General features: G+C 33.8%; 16 protein-coding genes and 1 pseudogene. 1 reads left to right on the forward strand and 16 read right to left on the reverse strand.

Annotated features, from left to right (window positions below; all coding sequences use genetic code 11):
- Positions 1 to 39 precede the first annotated feature (39 nt).
- Complete coding sequence (gene plsY, locus SPB_RS03560; RefSeq protein ID WP_037621334.1) at positions 40 to 678, forward strand: glycerol-3-phosphate 1-O-acyltransferase PlsY; 639 nt, start codon at positions 40 to 42, stop codon at positions 676 to 678.
- Positions 679 to 704: 26 nt separating this feature from the next.
- Here the strand turns inward: plsY and SPB_RS03565 are convergent, their stop codons facing one another.
- The 16 genes and pseudogenes from SPB_RS03565 to SPB_RS03640 form a co-directional block, all read right to left on the reverse strand.
- On the reverse strand, positions 705 to 1,979 hold the full coding sequence (locus tag SPB_RS03565) for a dihydroorotase (RefSeq protein ID WP_003105458.1): 1,275 nt from the start codon (positions 1,977 to 1,979) through the stop codon (positions 705 to 707).
- A 25-nt stretch (positions 1,980 to 2,004) separates the two neighbouring features.
- Positions 2,005 to 2,658: a uracil-DNA glycosylase gene (locus SPB_RS03570; RefSeq protein WP_003105890.1), complete on the reverse strand. Its 654-nt coding sequence runs from the start codon at positions 2,656 to 2,658 to the stop codon at positions 2,005 to 2,007.
- 99 nt (positions 2,659 to 2,757) lie between these two features.
- Positions 2,758 to 3,405 carry an amino acid ABC transporter permease gene (locus tag SPB_RS03575; protein WP_003104874.1) on the reverse strand — a complete coding sequence of 216 codons (648 nt, stop codon included), beginning with the start codon at positions 3,403 to 3,405 and terminating at the stop codon, positions 2,758 to 2,760.
- 22 nt (positions 3,406 to 3,427) lie between these two features.
- The gene (locus SPB_RS03580; protein ID WP_003102713.1) at positions 3,428 to 4,294 is read right to left on the reverse strand and encodes a transporter substrate-binding domain-containing protein; all 867 of its coding nucleotides are present in this window, start codon (positions 4,292 to 4,294) and stop codon (positions 3,428 to 3,430) included.
- Positions 4,295 to 4,429: 135 nt separating this feature from the next.
- The gene (locus tag SPB_RS03585) at positions 4,430 to 5,878 is read right to left on the reverse strand and encodes an amidase (RefSeq protein ID WP_003105962.1); all 1,449 of its coding nucleotides are present in this window, start codon (positions 5,876 to 5,878) and stop codon (positions 4,430 to 4,432) included.
- Between the two features lie 3 nt (positions 5,879 to 5,881).
- Positions 5,882 to 6,382: a YbhB/YbcL family Raf kinase inhibitor-like protein gene (locus SPB_RS03590; RefSeq protein WP_003103412.1), complete on the reverse strand. Its 501-nt coding sequence runs from the start codon at positions 6,380 to 6,382 to the stop codon at positions 5,882 to 5,884.
- A 36-nt stretch (positions 6,383 to 6,418) separates the two neighbouring features.
- On the reverse strand, positions 6,419 to 6,802 hold the full coding sequence (locus SPB_RS03595) for a DUF1398 family protein (protein ID WP_003102550.1): 384 nt from the start codon (positions 6,800 to 6,802) through the stop codon (positions 6,419 to 6,421).
- 78 nt (positions 6,803 to 6,880) lie between these two features.
- Positions 6,881 to 7,639 (reverse strand): GNAT family N-acetyltransferase, encoded by a 759-nt coding sequence (locus SPB_RS03600; protein ID WP_003105616.1) that lies wholly within the window; start codon positions 7,637 to 7,639, stop codon positions 6,881 to 6,883.
- Between the two features lie 86 nt (positions 7,640 to 7,725).
- Positions 7,726 to 8,355, reverse strand: coding sequence for an orotate phosphoribosyltransferase (gene pyrE, locus SPB_RS03605; protein WP_003104792.1), 630 nt, complete (start codon positions 8,353 to 8,355; stop codon positions 7,726 to 7,728).
- A gap of 39 nt (positions 8,356 to 8,394) precedes the next feature.
- Positions 8,395 to 9,087, reverse strand: a complete 693-nt coding sequence (gene pyrF / locus SPB_RS03610; RefSeq protein ID WP_003102931.1) for an orotidine-5'-phosphate decarboxylase — start codon at positions 9,085 to 9,087, stop codon at positions 8,395 to 8,397.
- 258 nt (positions 9,088 to 9,345) lie between these two features.
- Positions 9,346 to 9,906 carry a hypothetical protein gene (locus SPB_RS03615; RefSeq protein WP_003105981.1) on the reverse strand — a complete coding sequence of 187 codons (561 nt, stop codon included), beginning with the start codon at positions 9,904 to 9,906 and terminating at the stop codon, positions 9,346 to 9,348.
- A gap of 108 nt (positions 9,907 to 10,014) precedes the next feature.
- Positions 10,015 to 11,241, reverse strand: a pseudogene (locus SPB_RS03620) (nucleotide sugar dehydrogenase).
- 252 nt (positions 11,242 to 11,493) lie between these two features.
- Positions 11,494 to 12,912, reverse strand: a complete 1,419-nt coding sequence (locus SPB_RS03625) for an oligosaccharide flippase family protein (protein ID WP_003105395.1) — start codon at positions 12,910 to 12,912, stop codon at positions 11,494 to 11,496.
- Position 12,913: 1 nt separating this feature from the next.
- Positions 12,914 to 14,077 carry an EpsG family protein gene (locus tag SPB_RS03630; protein ID WP_003104506.1) on the reverse strand — a complete coding sequence of 388 codons (1,164 nt, stop codon included), beginning with the start codon at positions 14,075 to 14,077 and terminating at the stop codon, positions 12,914 to 12,916.
- The gene (locus SPB_RS03635) at positions 14,067 to 15,197 is read right to left on the reverse strand and encodes a glycosyltransferase (RefSeq protein WP_003105146.1); all 1,131 of its coding nucleotides are present in this window, start codon (positions 15,195 to 15,197) and stop codon (positions 14,067 to 14,069) included. Before SPB_RS03635 ends, SPB_RS03630 begins: the two co-directional genes overlap by 11 nt.
- Positions 15,190 to 16,377, reverse strand: a complete 1,188-nt coding sequence (locus tag SPB_RS03640) for a CDP-glycerol--poly(glycerophosphate) glycerophosphotransferase (protein ID WP_003104328.1) — start codon at positions 16,375 to 16,377, stop codon at positions 15,190 to 15,192. The genes SPB_RS03635 and SPB_RS03640 overlap by 8 nt, the downstream gene beginning before the upstream one ends.
- Positions 16,378 to 16,387: the final 10 nt, after the last annotated feature.

The raw sequence follows: 16,387 nt of genomic DNA on the forward strand, positions 1-16,387 counted from the left end.
AAATAGTCGCACAATTATCCTTTATGGTATAATATGGCTATGACTTTACTATTATTAATTATTATTGCCTATTTCTTGGGATCAATCCCTACTGGTTTATGGATTGGCCAACGTTTCTTTGGTATCAATTTACGTGAACATGGTTCAGGAAATACCGGCACAACCAATACTTTTCGAATTTTAGGAGTTAAGGCTGGTCTTGCGACTCTAGCAGTTGATGTGCTTAAAGGAACTCTCGCAACTTTATTACCTGTCTTAATTGGATATACAGCAATCTCACCACTTGTCATCGGCTTCTTTGCGGTCCTTGGCCATACTTTTCCAGTCTTTGCAAAATTTAAAGGTGGTAAGGCTGTTGCAACAAGCGCAGGCGTTTTACTTGGCTATGCACCACTTTACTTTATCTTCTTAGTCCTTGCATTTGTGATTATCCTCTATCTCTTTAGTATGATTTCACTATCAAGTATTTCTGTAGCTATTATTGCTGTAATTAGTGTCTTAACTTTTCCAGCTATGCATTTTCTATTACCAAGCTACAATACCTTTTTAGTTGTCATTGTCTGCTTACTAGCAGCAATTATTATCTACCGTCATAAAGACAACATCCAACGGATTCGGCAAAAAGAAGAGAATTTAGTCCCATGGGGGCTCAACCTCAGCAAACAAAAACAAGATTAAAGCAGAGCAATTAGCTCTGCTTTTTCTTATTCAGCTTCTTGATAGACCACTTGTCCTTTACAGATTGTGTATTTAACTTTACCGACTAGTTCTTCACCGACAAATGGTGAGTTACTGGCTTTTGAAGCAAAGTTTTCAGTGATTCGTCGTTTTTCCTTATCAGCGAAAATAACCAAGTCTGCAGGGCCATTCTCCGCCACATAACCAGCTTCGAAAGAATAAAGTGATGCTGGATTAATGGTCATTTTAGCTAAGAAATCCATTAATGACAAATGGCCGGTTTCAACCAAGTGGGTTAACCCTAATGAAAGTGATGTTTCGAGGCCAGTCATTCCTGAAGGTGCTTCCCATATTTTGTCGACAGCCTTCTCATCTCGGTGATGAGGCGCGTGGTCTGTGGCAATAACAGAAATCACACCCGACTTAAGCCCTTCAATTACTGCTTGACGGTCACTCTCAAGACGCAATGGCGGATTCATCTTAGCATTAGCCCCTGCAGTCAGCAAAAGCTCTTCCGTTTTTGAGAAGTGCTGAGGCGCCACTTCAGCCGTCACATTGGCGCCAATGGCTTGCGCAAATTCAACCACTTTGACTGATTCGGCTTTTGACAGATGTTGGATATGAACGTGTGCTTTACTGTCGTAAGCAATCATCACATCTCTGGCAATCATACTGTACTCTGCAACCCCAGTGGCACCACAAAAATGATAGTGTTGTTGAGCTATATTTTCGTTAAACCCAAGAACGCCATTCAAAGCAGGATCTTCTTCATGCAGAGCAATGAAGGTATTATTTTCACGGGCTAAGTCAAAAGCTTCTTTTAAAACTTTTGAACTTTCTAAAGGGATGCCATCATCTGAAAAAGAGACTGCACCAGAAGCCAGTAAGCCTTTAAAATCAGTCAAGTTTTTGCCATCAAAATTGGTCGTTACGGAAGCATTTGTATAAATGTTAATCTTTTCTTTGGCAGCACTAGCTAGCACTTCTTCCAAGACCTCAACAGTTGAAATGGCCGGATTGGTATTAGCCATCATTACTACCGATGTTACACCTCCAGCTGCCGCAGCAAGGGCACCCGTATGAATATCTTCCTTGTGGGTTTGACCAGGTTGTCGAAAATGAACGTGAATGTCAACCAAACCAGGTGCAACAATATAACCTGAAGCATCTATGACTTCAGCCCCTGCTTTTTCAATTGATTCAGCAATCTCAACAATTTTATCGTCTTCAATCAAGATATCAACTTGCCCATCAAAATCTGATTTAGGGTCAACTAATCTACCATTTTTTATTAATAACATCTCTACTCCTCTAAAAAACTTACAACTAAGCTAACCAATCAATAGGCTTAATGCCATGATCTTCCAAAAAAGTATTGGTCTGTGAGAATGGTTTACTACCAAAAAATCCCCTATATGATGATAATGGACTTGGGTGTGCACTTTCAATAACTAAATGTATTGGATTGGTAATTAATTTTTTCTTCTTGCGAGCATAGCCACCCCAGAGGATAAAAACAACAGGGCTTTCTTTTTCATTTAAAACTTTAATAACGGCATCTGTAAAGGGTTCCCAAATTTGTCCTGCATGAGCGTTAGCTTGGTGTTCAGGAACAGTTAGGCATGCATTCAGAAGCAGAACACCTTCTTTTGCCCAAGGAGTTAAGTCATGATGGTCACGATGCCCAATGTCGGTCGCCAATTCTTTTAAAATATTTTGCAAAGATGGTGGCGCAGCGATTTCCTCCGGAACAGAAAAAGAAAGGCCTTGAGCTTGATTGGGTCCATGATAGGGATCTTGACCAAGAATTAATACCTTGGTTTGGTCATATGGTGTTGCTCTCAGTGCATTAAAAACTTTTTTACGGGGTGGATAGATAACTCCTTGACTATAAACCTTATCCAGAAAATGATTAATCTCTGAAAAATAGTGCGCTGGTAAATGGGCTTTAATTGGCTCTTGCCATCCTGAATCTTTCATAAACACCGACCTTTCAAACTTTCTATTAGTCACATTTTACCACAAATCTGATAGAAAACCCCTTGAATTCAAAAATTCAAGAGGAATAATCGGTTTTTCTTAATATGCTAGTTTTTCTTCAATCACAGCCTGTGATTTTTCCAAAACGATTGTAATTCCCCAATAGATCAAAGCAACTAGAATATACATAGACATGTAGTCCCATTCACGACTACCAATGATTTTAGCATTCTGAAAAATGTCCGGTACCGTAATCATCGCTGTCAATGAAGAGCTCTTGACCATATCAATGATGACATTACCAAGTGATGGCACAGCAATCCGAAAAGCTTGTGGCAAAATAACTTGTTTGACGATACTAGCATAAGGTAAGCCTAAAGCACGCGCAGCCTCCCATTGACCAAAATCGACCGCTTCAATTGAGCCTCGGAACACCTCGGCCATATAAGCAGCGCTGACCATGGTAAAGCCAATCAAAGCGCATAAGAGTGCTGGTAATTGAAAACCGTAATAAGGTAGCCCAAAATAGAGGACAAAGAGAACCACAATCATTGGTACTCCCCGCATAAAGGAAACGTAAAATTTAATCAGCTGTCTTAGCCAAGTTTGTTTAGATCTGCCTAGGAGAGCTAATATCAACCCTAAAAATAATCCTGAGGTAAAACTTAATAGAGAGATTCCTAAAGTATAAGGAAGGCCACCTAAGACATAACCTAAGCTTTTCCAAATTAATTCTAAATTGATCAATCATGCTACCTCTCTTTACCTATTACTCAACATCTTTAGTGTCAATTACAGGAATCTTTTTATCTCTACCAAATGGTACTGTTAAGTCTTGACCACCATAGTAAGTTTCAGATATCTTTTTCAAGCTACCATCTTTTTTCATGGCTTTAATAGTCTTGTTGATTTCTTTTAATAGACTATCATCATTTTTACTCATAACAATCCCTTGTTCAGTTGGATTATATTGAACATCAGCCATTTTTATATTCATTTTTGGATTTTGTGACTTCATAAAATCAACAAACAATTTTTGAGCAGGGTAATCATTTGGAATAAAGTCTGTACGTCCATTAGCCACATCATTTAAGTAAACATCATTGGAAACATTGTCATAGGAAACTAGTTTTGCACCAAGTTTCTTAGCAATTTTCATTGATTCTGTTCCTTCAGCACCAGCAGCTTTTTTGCCTTTCCAGTCACTCAAGTCTTTCTTGGAAATACCTGAAGTACCATCTGCACGAACAATTAATCCACCAACCCCATATTTATAAGGTTCAGACATATTGTATTTAGTAGTACGTTTTTTTGTGACATCAAAGTTATTGATTGATAAATCAACACGACCACTGTCTAGAGATGTAAACGCTTGATCAAAACCAGTTTCAACAAATTTAACCTTAACATGAAGACGTTTAGCAACTTCTTTCATCATGTCAACTTCATAACCAACTAGTTCATTTTTATCATTCATATATGAAGTTGGTTGGTAAGTTTTAGGGGTACCAACGGTAATAACGCCTTTTTTCTCAATCTTATCCCAAGAACTTGTTTGAGAAGATGTATTTGAAGAGCAAGCTGACAAAGTCAAAGCAGCAAGTCCTAGTCCAACTAATGCATAGTGTCTTTTCATTAAAAGAGACTCCTTTTCTTTAATAAAATTAGTATAGCACTGTCAGTTTAAATATAAAATGATAATGCTTACAAAAAAGAGAAGCTATCCTATAATAGACTTCCCTTTTTAAACATGTATTATATAAAAATAAGATTATAACATTAATTTTCCATTATCTTCGAAGAGTTGTGCTACTTGCAAAAGAAGATCTTCTCTTCCTTTAGCAGCCATGAATTGTATACCCAATGGTAATTCTGACTTGGTTTGGTGCGTTGGTAAATTAATTGCTGGTTGCCCAGTCAGATTCGCTAGGGGGGTATAAGGATTCAAAGCAAGGCCTGGTCTAAACATTTCTGTCACCAATTGCATCTGCTCAGCAGGCATAAACTTTTCAGCATTGGCCAATTTTTCCAACAATTGAGGACTAGGATTAATTTGACCATGTTTGGGCGCAACATCATGAGTTGTCGGCGTGAGCAAGAGATCATAAGTCTTATGAAAAACGTCCATAATAGCACTGTAGTTATCCCAAACATGCATCATGGCTGTGTAATCTTTAGCCAAAATCATTTGTCCACTTTGATAGATAGCCCAAGTCATCGGCTCCATATCAGCCTTAATAACTGGACGACCCAAAAATTTCTCAATTCCTGCAAACATACTCGCCGTCTCAACTGAATTCATCACATAATAATGAGAAATCAATTCTTTCATATCAATTGGCGCAGACTCTAGTTCCACAACCTCATATCCTTTGTCTTTAAGAAATTGCACAGCATTAAGCACAGCTTGCTTCGCCTCAGAACCAAGATCAGTACCATCAGGATTCTTAGTCAAATAGGCCACCTTCATATGTGGTAATTGACTATCAAACAGCTCTTCCTTTGTCAGAATTGGCAAGGGAAATGGACTCTCCAACTGACAATCTTGCAAGTAGTACAATAAATTTCTCGTATCGCGAACAGATTTAGTAATGGCAAACTGGACCGCTGCCCCCTGCCATCTACGGTAAGGATTGGGACCAGATGGAATTCGTCCACGTGATGTTTTCAAGCCAATCAAACCATTAAATGAAGCTGGAATCCGAATTGAGCCACCACCGTCACTTGCTGGTGAGATAACTGTTATGCCGGCCGAAATTAAAGCTGCCGCAGCTCCTGATGAACCACCTGCATTACGGCTTTTATCGAAAGGTAAATTAACAATGCCAAAAGTCCGACTATCAGAGATATTTTTAAAGCCATATTCTGGTGTATTGGTTTTACCTAATATAATAAAGCCTAAATCTTCTAAAGCCTGAACATAATAGTCTGTCTTACTTGCAATAGTGTCTTTAAACAAAATTGAACCTGAACCAGATAATTCATCTTTCATATCCATCCCTAAGTCTTTTAAGTAAATTGGGACACCAGCAAAGGGTTTATCTGTAAAGTCACGTTTATCAGCCTCTTTCAAAGCCTTTTCATACCTAGTCGAAATGATGGCATTAATGTCTGGATTCAATGCATTTGCTTTTCTAATAGTGTCCATTACTAATTCTTTAGGACTAACTTGTCCAGCTCGCACGGCCTCAGCCATAGCAGTTGCATCTTTAAATTCCATGTTTTAGTATTCTCCTACTAATTTAACTTTCTGACTATCTAGAATATGACCCTCAATAGCATTCATGAGGTGATTTAAATAAAAGCCATTTTCTAACTCTAAAACTGAATCCAAGGCATAGACCACCAAATGATAGTCATGATCCTTATCAGGTGGTTTGGGGCCAATATACTGTTGGTCGATTGTCTTCACTTCAGCAGAGAAAAAATTGCTAACTAATGAATTTTTTCCTTCCAAATGCTCCTTATTCTCAAGAGAAAAATTTCTAGCAATAGTGCACTGGTCGGTTTTAACATTGGCAACTAACCAATGGATGTAAGGAAAACCACAAACAGGAACGGCATCATAATCAATTAAAGTCCAGGCCAGTGATTTTGTTCCATTTGGTAGCTCCTCTATAGAGAAAGGAAAGGATGTAACAGCCATTCCAAATTCTGTTACTTGGGCATTTTTAGCATAGTCATCTGGGATAATTAAATTATTAAATGGAAAATTTACTTTCATTCTTAAGTCCTCAATCCTTTAAAGAAAATCTAGTCATTATACTGGAATTGGTTCACTATAGACCATTTGGTCATTTAAATCAAAATAAGTACAGGTTTTTACTAACAAGTCAACATCCCACTTATAGATACCTGCATCAGCAGTATCTTTACAAAAAGTTGGAAAATCTGTTTGACCAGATTGGTGCAATTTTAACTGTTGCATAAAATAATCTTTATCTAAATTTTCAGCAACCGCTTCAACTTGAAAGGCTGCCATTGCCACTTGATTACCATCTTTATCATTATAAATAGCTTTCCCATCTTTAATGTTAACAGTATTGCTAACCATTCCTAGATCTAGAAAAGCTTGTACCAACATTGGAAAATTACGGCCGCCAAATTCCTCTTGAGCCTTTGTTATAGCATCTTTAGTTATCATTTCCTCTCTCCTTTATTACGTCAGTTATACCATAAAAGAAGATAAATCACCATTACTTAACACGGTCTAAAATTAGCATCAGTTTTCAGAAAAAGATGGGTTATCAGATTTTAAAGCGTTCCAGTAATAAGCTGCTTCCTGATAGCCTTGATGTTCATACATATCCCGATTTTCTTCTTCGGAAACAAGGATTAATTTTTTGAAATATTGGGCAGCAGTTCTCTGTAAAGCAGAACCAATTCCTTTACCACGGTAGTCTTCAATCAAAGAAAAATCATCGATCTCTATATATTCTCCATATTCCCAAGCAGTCACATCCCCAACTAATTTTTCACCATCTTTAGCAACATAGATTCGAGACCCTTTTTCAGGCAAATGCATGCGATTGTATACTAGCATCTGCTTAGCAAAATCTTCACCATAAACCAAACTTTGTTGGTATTTCAAATCAAGATAGTCAGAAAAATCTGAAGCATGTAATTCCTCAATGGTAATTGATCCAATATCTTTTTGACTAAGTTTTAAATTACTAAACTGATTTGTAAATATAATATGTCGCGAAAACTTAAAGCCCTCTTTCTCCAAGTACTCTTTAATCTCTAAATCAGGGTAATAATTCTCTGGAAAATTAAACATAATATATTTGTGCGGGTAATTAATTTGCTCCTCTTTTATATAGTCAATATCTTTAGCCAACTCCTCAATATTTGGGACAAGCTTATAATCTATATAGTTGGAATAATAACGTTCAGAAAGAATATCATCCTTCATGTGAGTAAAACGGTCAGTATCTAGATATGGCATCTTATTTGTATTTAAAAGTTCTTTATATCCCATTGTTCAGAATCTCCTTCAATTTACATTGTCACATCTAATTATAACACTCTCCAACAAAAAAAAGCAGGAAGCACCTGCCCTTTTACTTATTTATGCCAATTTTCTTGGTCCTCTTTAAATTTCTTTAAGAGCTGTAAACCGTCAGCATCAATGTAGCCTTTAACTTTAGCCACTCTAATTAACTCTGAGTAATTAGACAAAGTAATTAACTCGATCCCAGCCTCTTTGAAACTAGCTGTTGCTTTTGGAAGTTGATAAGTGAAGATAGCAACAACTCCTAGGACTTCTGCTCCTTCCCAAATAGCTGCCGCAGCCGCATCTAATACCGATCCGCCAGTTGAAATTAAATCTTCAATGATAACCATTTTTTGACCAGGCAAGACACGTCCTTCAATTTGATTACCAGCTCCGTGATCTTTTGGCTTACTACGAATGTAAGCAAAAGGTAAGTTCATTTTATCAGCAATAATAGCACCATGAGGAATACCAGCTGTTGCTGTACCAGCAATCACTTCAACCTCTGGATAATGCGCTTTAATTGTTTCAACAAAGCCATTTTCAATGATGGTACGTGTTTCAGGGTATGATAAGGTAATTCTATTGTCTGTGTATATGGGGGATTTGATACCAGAAGCCCAAGTAAATGGATCTTCAGGTTTTAAATAAACAGCTTTAATATCAAGTAATTCAGCAGCAATTTGAGATGATAATGGCATAATAGGCTCCTTTGGTGTTATATAGGGTAAATAAATTTCTTAAGCATTCCATTCAGCTTTAATGGCATGGTATGAGGCCACAGGATCGTCTGCAAGCGTGATTGGACGACCAACAACAATATAGTCACTACCAATTGTTTTAGCTTGACTAGGTGTCATAATACGCTTCTGGTCACCAATATCAGAACCAGTTGGACGAATGCCAGGGGTTAAACAAACAAAGTTATCTGGCGTTACTTCTTTAATTGCTTCAACTTCATGTGCTGAACAAACGACACCGTCTAATCCAGCAATTACAGTCCGTTTAGCATAATGTAAAACAGATTCTAGAAGTGTCGATTGAATGTTCTGATCTTCACGCATCATTTCTTCACTGGTTGACGTTAATTGTGTCACTGCAATCAAGATTGGACCTTGACCTAAGCCCTTACGCGCAGCTTGGAGCATTTCAACACCACCAGCAGCTTGGACGGTTGTCATATCAATCCCCATTTTTGACAGAACTTCCATTGTCGACATAACGGTGTTAGGAATATCGTGCAATTTCAAATCAAGAAAGACGCTGTGACCAAGCGCCTTCACATAGCGAACAATTTCAGGACCTACGGCGTAGTAGAGTTCCATCCCTATTTTGACATAAAGCTTTTCTTCTTTGGGAAATAAACCTAAAAAAGATTTCATTTCTTCAAATGACGGGAAATCAAGAGCAATAATCGGACGTTCTTCGTGCATGGAGTTTTCCTTTCTGGGCTATCCATTTTAGGGATAAAAAAACCTTACTTCCAAAGAAGCAAGGTTACCGAAAAGTTGGCGTGCAAATACACCCCTTTTTGTCATGTAACCTTAGGAGCCTCTCTGGACTTTTTTAAAGGTATCAAATTTTCTCCTTATTATATCTTTTTTTAATTAGACTGTCAAAGCTTTTTCAAAGGCAAAACTGGAATTTGCTTAAAATCTGAACAATAAAAAAGCCTATCTTAAAGATAAGCTTTATTTTAATAATTGTTCATTTGCACTAAGTGCCTCCGGTGAGGAATGTTTTGGCCCTTGATAATGCTTAATAAAAGCATCTTCTTCAATGTTGACCATTTTAATATGTTCATACAAAACAGGAGGAACGGGCACTTCTTTGAGTGACATCACAATGATTTTCAAAGATGAAAAGACATCAATTAAGACACCAAAAACACGAATTCTTTTATCTCCAAGGATTGCTTGAAAAACATCTTTATTTTGGCAAAGTTCAACTAGATTCTCAAGACCACGAATCCAAGTATCTACAATTTGCAAAGTCTTGTTCATTAATTTGAATGCTTTCTCTTCATACCAAAACGTTGATTCAATTAAACGTTGCTGATAATCCAATTGATTAATTGCAGAAACAATTTCACCCAACTCAGATTGAACAGATTGAGCCGAAAACTCGCCACCTAAAATAGACGGCGTCCTTTCCACTAATTGGAGTTCATCTTTAAACAGTGTCAAATAATGAATACTGACCAATAATTTTTGAATTAAAACTTTATGACTACTTTGTTCAGTACGACTCATACGACACTCCTTCTTTGAAAACTCTTCCATGGAAAACTATACTATTAATATAACACAAGACTATTAAAAGGGCAATTCAATTTCTTGAAAATTAGATGAAAGAGAAAGTTAATCGCGTCTGAATAGATCTCTCGTATAAACTTTTGATTCAACATCGTCAAGGCTGTTATCATAGCGGTTAGCAATGATTGCTTGAGATAGTTTTTTAAATTCTTCAAGGTCATTAACAACCTGGCTACCAAAAAATGTAGTTCCATTTTCTAGACTAGGTTCAAAAATAATAACTTTTGCACCTTTAGCTTTGATACGTTTCATAACACCTTGAATTGAAGATTGTCTAAAGTTATCACTATTACTTTTCATTGTCAGACGATAGACACCAATAATAATTTCTTTTTCCAGTTCAGGATTATATTCACTTGATCCGTCATAGGCTCCAGCCATTTCCAAAACCTTGTCCGCAATATAATCTTTTCTTGTACGATTACTTTCAACGATGGCTGCCATCATATTTTGAGGAACGTCTTTATAATTAGCAAGTAATTGCTTTGTATCCTTAGGTAAGCAATAACCACCATAGCCAAATGAAGGATTATTATATTGATTCCCGATCCTAGGGTCTAAACCAACACCATCAATAATTGCTTTCGAATCTAAACCTTTAGTTTCAGCATATGTATCAAGTTCATTAAAGTATGAAACGCGAAGAGCTAAATAAGTGTTAGAAAAGAGCTTCACTGCTTCTGCTTCAGTAAATCCCATAATTAATGTCTCAATTGATTCTTTTAGGGCACCCTCTTGAAGCAAATGGGCAAATGTTTCAGCCTTAGCTGTAAGTTCTGGATCAGATTTATCAGTGCCAACAATAATCCGACTTGGATAAAGATTGTCATATAAAGCACGAGATTCTCTTAAGAATTTCGGACTAAAGATAATATTAGTTGTATTATATTTTTCACGAACACTTTCAGTAAATCCAACTGGAATCGTTGATTTAATGACCATGATTGCTTATGGATTAACCTTTAAAACAGTCTCAATAACTTGCTCAACTGCACTTGTATCAAAAAAGTCACGTTTACTATCATAATTTGTTGGCGCAGCAATGATGACAAATTCTGCATCTTTATAGGCCTTTTCACCATCTAATGTAGCAATGAGATTTAGGTCTTTATGAGCTAAGTAATCTTCTATTTCGTTGTCTTGAATTGGTGATTTATTATCATTAATTAAGTCTACTTTTTCTGGAATAATATCTATAGCCTTAAACTCATGATGTTGTGCTAAAAGAACTGCCATCGATAGGCCAACATAACCTGTTCCTGCAACTGCTATTTTTTTTCATTTTAGCCTTTTTCATTTGTTTTTAAAACTTTTTTATTTTTTAGTTCAAAGTATACAACAAGGACAAATGGTAGAAAAGAGCCTTAAAAATATTCTAGCCAAAAAGCTAAAATCATTATTTCTATTGAGTTTAAAATTTAACTCATATAAAAATTAAACATTTCAAATCTTAAATTAACTTCTAAAGATACACTTAGTCTTGTCTATTAACATAGATCTAAATTATTGAATCACTTACATATGCTATCTTATGGCATCTAATTTACTTAATTGCTCATCCTTAAGTAAAAATAAAATAATTATGTACACACCTGCGGAAGCAGGGATAACAGTTATAATTAGCATAAAACCAGATAAAAAAATTGAAAATAGCCAATAAATAAGAATAATTACTAAAGATTTTAAAGAATACTGAAACATGTTAAATGCTATTTTTTTAACATTTAATATGTTTCGAACAAAATAAAGATTAAAGGCTAATTCAATTAATTCTGCCATAATTGTTGCAACTGCTGCTCCATTTTGCATAAAGGATGGAATTAGCAAAAAGTTTAAAATAATATTAACTAGTGCTGCTACCGATGTCGTCAATAAGTTTTTCTTTTCATAACCCATAGAAATAAAAAGTTGAACAATAAAATAGGTGTTTAGTGGTGATAAAATTACACGTAAAGCAAGTATTTTTGCAGAAAAATTTCCATCAATAAATGACTTACCGCTAAATACAACTATTAGATCTTTCGAAAGTAAAGCAAGACCAATTGCCGCTGGAATTGATAACATTAAGATAATGCTAATGGCTTGATAAGAAATTTCTTTGATCCTGTTCCACTCCTGTTTTTTAACTAAAACAGAAATTTTGGGAGTGAGAACACTAATAATTGCTACTAACAAACTAGATGTGATATTAATCATCTTTGTAGAAGCTGTATAAAGTCCTACGGAAATATCACCTGACATAAATCCCAACATAGTCGTATCAAGACTAGAAAAAATTTGAACTGATACTGTCATCAAAAACAAGATAAGGATAGGCTTAATATGTCTTTTTAGATTATAATTTCCAACTGGTTTCCAACTAATATATTTTCTTGAATAAACCAAATTGATTACATTAGGTGCAACTAGACTTAACATTTGGAAAAAAGCATATAGATATAAATCTTGTTTCGTTCTTACAAATATCAATATTATAATTACTGAAATTATTTGAATAATAATAGAACGAACCGAAATATAAGCATAATCTTCCATAGCTGCAAACAGCCATTCTAAACCTAGAGCAACTAAAATAATAGAAAACGAATTGATAAACAATAACAGCTTATATGTGGAAAGTTGTGGAAGGAAAAATATAAAACAAAAAAATAATAAAAGTGACAAAATGACAGCTAATACATTAAACAAGATAATTTCATGTGCAAATCGTGTCAATTCTATTTTATTAGTTTTAATCTTAGCAGACTCACGTGTTGCATAACTAACGATACCTAACATAGCAAGCATAGTAAAATAAGATGTAAATGACCTGGCGAATTCAACCCTACCAATACTTTCTACTTGTAAAATATGAGTTACATAAGTATATGAAATTAAAGGAAATACCAGGCTCGACAAAACTTTTAGCATGTTAAAAATGCTATTTTTTATAGTTGATTTCATTTTATCTTCTTACAAACTCCTGAATTGATACGGGGATATCATTATATATTGTACTATAATTATAATAATTGTTATCTGCATTTAAAATAGTGATTAAAAATCCACTGATTACTAGACCAGAATATAATATCTGTTTTTTATTTACATTAAAAAAAGGAACTAAGAAAATTGAAAACTGTAAGCCAATAAATGCAATACGGTTAAAAATATAAAAACCAGGACTAATAAATAAAAATGGTAGTGTAAGTAAATTAATTACTAACATTTGAGAATAGGATTCATTCATTTGGTTTAAAACCTTATCATCAGTGAGATAATACAATAATAATAGATACAATATCAAGATCACAACTGCTCCAAGCTGCAATTTAATATCGTTAGAATTATTTTGCAAGAAAGAAACTATATAAAATTTAACATATCTAATTGGCAGAATCATGGTAATAAAAGTTAAAAACTCTTTAAAAAATACAAGAAAGATCATTCCAATGAAACTCAACGAATAGTATAAATTTCTAGACGGACGTAAATACTTACTAAAGTAGATTATAGGAATAACTAAGATGGTCGATAAGTGGAACCAAACTGATAAAAATGACAATATCACAAATAGTATATATTTTTTTTCAATTAGACAATCAAATGCAAGCAATACTAATACCATAGCTAAAGATTGCTTTAGGATATTTGTAGACATTAAAAAGAATCCTAAAAAAATCCAACTACTGAAAGATAACAAAACATCATTTGAATATTTTCTAATCAAATAGAAAATTGGTAAATAGTTTAAAATAGCTAAAATAACAAAAAACAGAGCTTCATTTTTAGTAAATGATTTAATGACATACATTAAGACATATAAACCATTTTGAAATCTTGTCGTTAATAGTTGATTTAAGCTATGAAACCAGTTATCTACATTACGAAAACTCAAAAGATAATTATAGTAATCCGATCCTGAGTTTGTCCTGATACCAACAATAAATACTAGTAAACAAAGTAAAATTAAATCAGAAAAATATAAACTTCCTAAGTAAGCTTTTCCCCAATGAAATTCTAATTTTTTACTATGTTTTAATAGAAACTTATAAAGCAATATTACTAAAACAGAAAAAACAATAAATGTCACACCCCAAATAAACATTGGACCATATCTAGTTGACATTAATTTTCCCTCCTTTTGAAATAATAGTATAAATTTTTTCTACTTCAATAATCCAATTTTCAATGTTAAATTGTGATTTTTGAATTAATTCAAATGCCTTATCACGATTAAATTGGTTACTTTTTCCAGCCTCAATTGCATTTTTCCACTCATTATTAGTAGCATTATTTTCCAAATATTTTAAATATGGAGCTACTTTAACTAATTTTGTGATTCCGTCACTTAAAGTAATTGTATTCAGACCTGTTGCTTGTGCTTCAATCAAAGATAGTGGGAGTCCTTCATAATGAGAAGTCATAATAAAGAAATCTAAAGCTGATAAGTATGCGACTACATTATCAGTAGGTCCCATAAATTTAACATAATCTGAAATACCTAATTCTTCAACATATGATTTTAGTTTTACTTTATCAGGACCATCACCAATAAGCCATAATTCTGAATTTGAATTGTACTTGTTATAATACGTGAAAACGTCAATTAATTTTGTTTGATTTTTTTGATAGGAGAAACGTCCAATATTACCAATTATGAACTTATCTCCAACTTGATAATCAGTACGTAAGGTATCACGTAATTTAGAGTCAAATTTTAAACAAGTTATATCTAATGCATTCGGCCAAAAAACAACTTCATTTTGCACTCTTTTAGGGAACATCCATTCCGATGCATAATCAGAACACGAAACTCTATAATCTGAAAAATAATTTTGAATATTTTTAAAAAGCTTATGAATTATTTTTCTTTTTCCAGGTGCACTACTATTATGTGAATGGATAATTACTTTTCTGTCAAATAGTTTAGCTATCATTGCATCTACAAACATAATAGAGTATGTTGTATGGATATGAATAATTTGATACTCGGGATGTTTTTTAAAAAATTTGATGAAATTAACAACATGTTTGATAGGATGTTTGGAAATAAAATCAATTCGATAAAGTTTTCCACCAAAAGAGTTGATTTCATCCTCATAAAAATTTTTATTTTCATCATGAACTAAAAAATCAAATTCAAATTTATCTCTATCAATATGACGGTACATTTGCATTATCATATTTTCTATCCCACCAATATTCATTGATCCTATAGGGCAATGTAAAATTTTAACTTTACTCATTAATTTCCTCTAAAAATACTTCAATAAATTTTTCAGTAGCATCTCCGTAATTACTGAAATAATCATTTTTTATTTTTTTCGTATGTTTTGATTGTGCTTCATAATCTAAAGATTTGATAATTTTGATGATATCATTTTCACTCTGTTGTACCCCATTAAAAAAGAGGGACTCATAGCCATCATACAATCCGCGATAAGTTTTATATTCATTATAATCATATGCATATGAAATAATGGGACGCTCTGTTAAAGAGAAATCAAAAATAATACTAGAATAATCTGAAATTAGAAGATCGGAAACAACAATCAAATCATTAATGTATGGATATTTAAACGCATTCACAATAAATGGATGATTTTGAGGAACATCCATCAATTTTTCAACTTCATAGTGGGCAGTCAACAATAAGATATAATCTTCACCCAATTCTCGATACCATTTATCAAAATCAAAAGGTGGTTTTAACAAAGTTGAAAGTTCAGAATCTCTACTATATTCTCTAAAAGTTGGAGCATATAAAATGACTTTTTTATCTAAAGGAAGTCCAAGTTTTTCTTTAAGATTAATGATATCCTCGGGACTTCTTTTAAAAATATCGTCGTTACGCGGTAGGCCAATATTCAATATCTTCGTATTCCCCTCAACACGCCAAGCTCTCTTGATTATTTCCACCTCTTTTTTTCCTTCGAGTACGATGTAATCATGACGTTCCTTAAATAAATCAAAACCATCACGATTTTGTTTAATATCAGCACCAATTTTTTTGATACCTGTCATCCCGTGAGTAAAAAAGATATTTTGGGTAGACTTTTTCATAAAGTTTAAGCCACGTGATGCACTAGAATTAGTAATCCAATATTTAGATTTTATAGCTTCAATAAAGTACGGTAAAGTGTCAATTTTTACTTTTTCGCTTCCAGATACTTCAGTTACTTGATCTGGATTAATAAAAGCCCATTTATACACAAAATCTTTAAATCTAGAATCCTCTTTCATCATTTGATATACTGCCTTAGGACTATCATCATAACGTTGTCCACCATAAACAACAAATAAAATTTGTTGTTTATTAGTTGGAATAAAAATTCCCATTATTTTCATAATGAATGAAAATAATCTTGTATATATGATAAATATTTTTTTCTTTGTCTTTAGTAGTTTTTTTAATTTTTTCTTCATAATATATGTT

Origin of the sequence: Streptococcus parauberis NCFD 2020, from assembly GCF_000187935.1 — a bacterium.
Lineage (GTDB): Bacteria > Bacillota > Bacilli > Lactobacillales > Streptococcaceae > Streptococcus > Streptococcus parauberis.

What these genes read in the sequence shown, in the direction of transcription:
- plsY (WP_037621334.1), top strand. Translation starts at nt 40, where the DNA reads ATGACTTTACTATTATTAATTATTATTGCCTATTTCTTGGGATCAATC.
- SPB_RS03565 (WP_003105458.1), bottom strand. Translation starts at nt 1,979, where the DNA reads ATGTTATTAATAAAAAATGGTAGATTAGTTGACCCTAAATCAGATTTT.
- SPB_RS03570 (WP_003105890.1), bottom strand. Translation starts at nt 2,658, where the DNA reads ATGAAAGATTCAGGATGGCAAGAGCCAATTAAAGCCCATTTACCAGCG.
- SPB_RS03580 (WP_003102713.1), bottom strand. Translation starts at nt 4,294, where the DNA reads ATGAAAAGACACTATGCATTAGTTGGACTAGGACTTGCTGCTTTGACT.
- SPB_RS03585 (WP_003105962.1), bottom strand. Translation starts at nt 5,878, where the DNA reads ATGGAATTTAAAGATGCAACTGCTATGGCTGAGGCCGTGCGAGCTGGA.
- SPB_RS03590 (WP_003103412.1), bottom strand. Translation starts at nt 6,382, where the DNA reads ATGAAAGTAAATTTTCCATTTAATAATTTAATTATCCCAGATGACTAT.
- SPB_RS03595 (WP_003102550.1), bottom strand. Translation starts at nt 6,802, where the DNA reads ATGATAACTAAAGATGCTATAACAAAGGCTCAAGAGGAATTTGGCGGC.
- SPB_RS03600 (WP_003105616.1), bottom strand. Translation starts at nt 7,639, where the DNA reads ATGGGATATAAAGAACTTTTAAATACAAATAAGATGCCATATCTAGAT.
- pyrE (WP_003104792.1), bottom strand. Translation starts at nt 8,355, where the DNA reads ATGCCATTATCATCTCAAATTGCTGCTGAATTACTTGATATTAAAGCT.
- pyrF (WP_003102931.1), bottom strand. Translation starts at nt 9,087, where the DNA reads ATGCACGAAGAACGTCCGATTATTGCTCTTGATTTCCCGTCATTTGAA.
- SPB_RS03615 (WP_003105981.1), bottom strand. Translation starts at nt 9,906, where the DNA reads ATGAGTCGTACTGAACAAAGTAGTCATAAAGTTTTAATTCAAAAATTA.
- SPB_RS03625 (WP_003105395.1), bottom strand. Translation starts at nt 12,912, where the DNA reads ATGAAATCAACTATAAAAAATAGCATTTTTAACATGCTAAAAGTTTTG.
- SPB_RS03630 (WP_003104506.1), bottom strand. Translation starts at nt 14,077, where the DNA reads ATGTCAACTAGATATGGTCCAATGTTTATTTGGGGTGTGACATTTATT.
- SPB_RS03635 (WP_003105146.1), bottom strand. Translation starts at nt 15,197, where the DNA reads ATGAGTAAAGTTAAAATTTTACATTGCCCTATAGGATCAATGAATATT.
- SPB_RS03640 (WP_003104328.1), bottom strand. Translation starts at nt 16,377, where the DNA reads ATGAAGAAAAAATTAAAAAAACTACTAAAGACAAAGAAAAAAATATTT.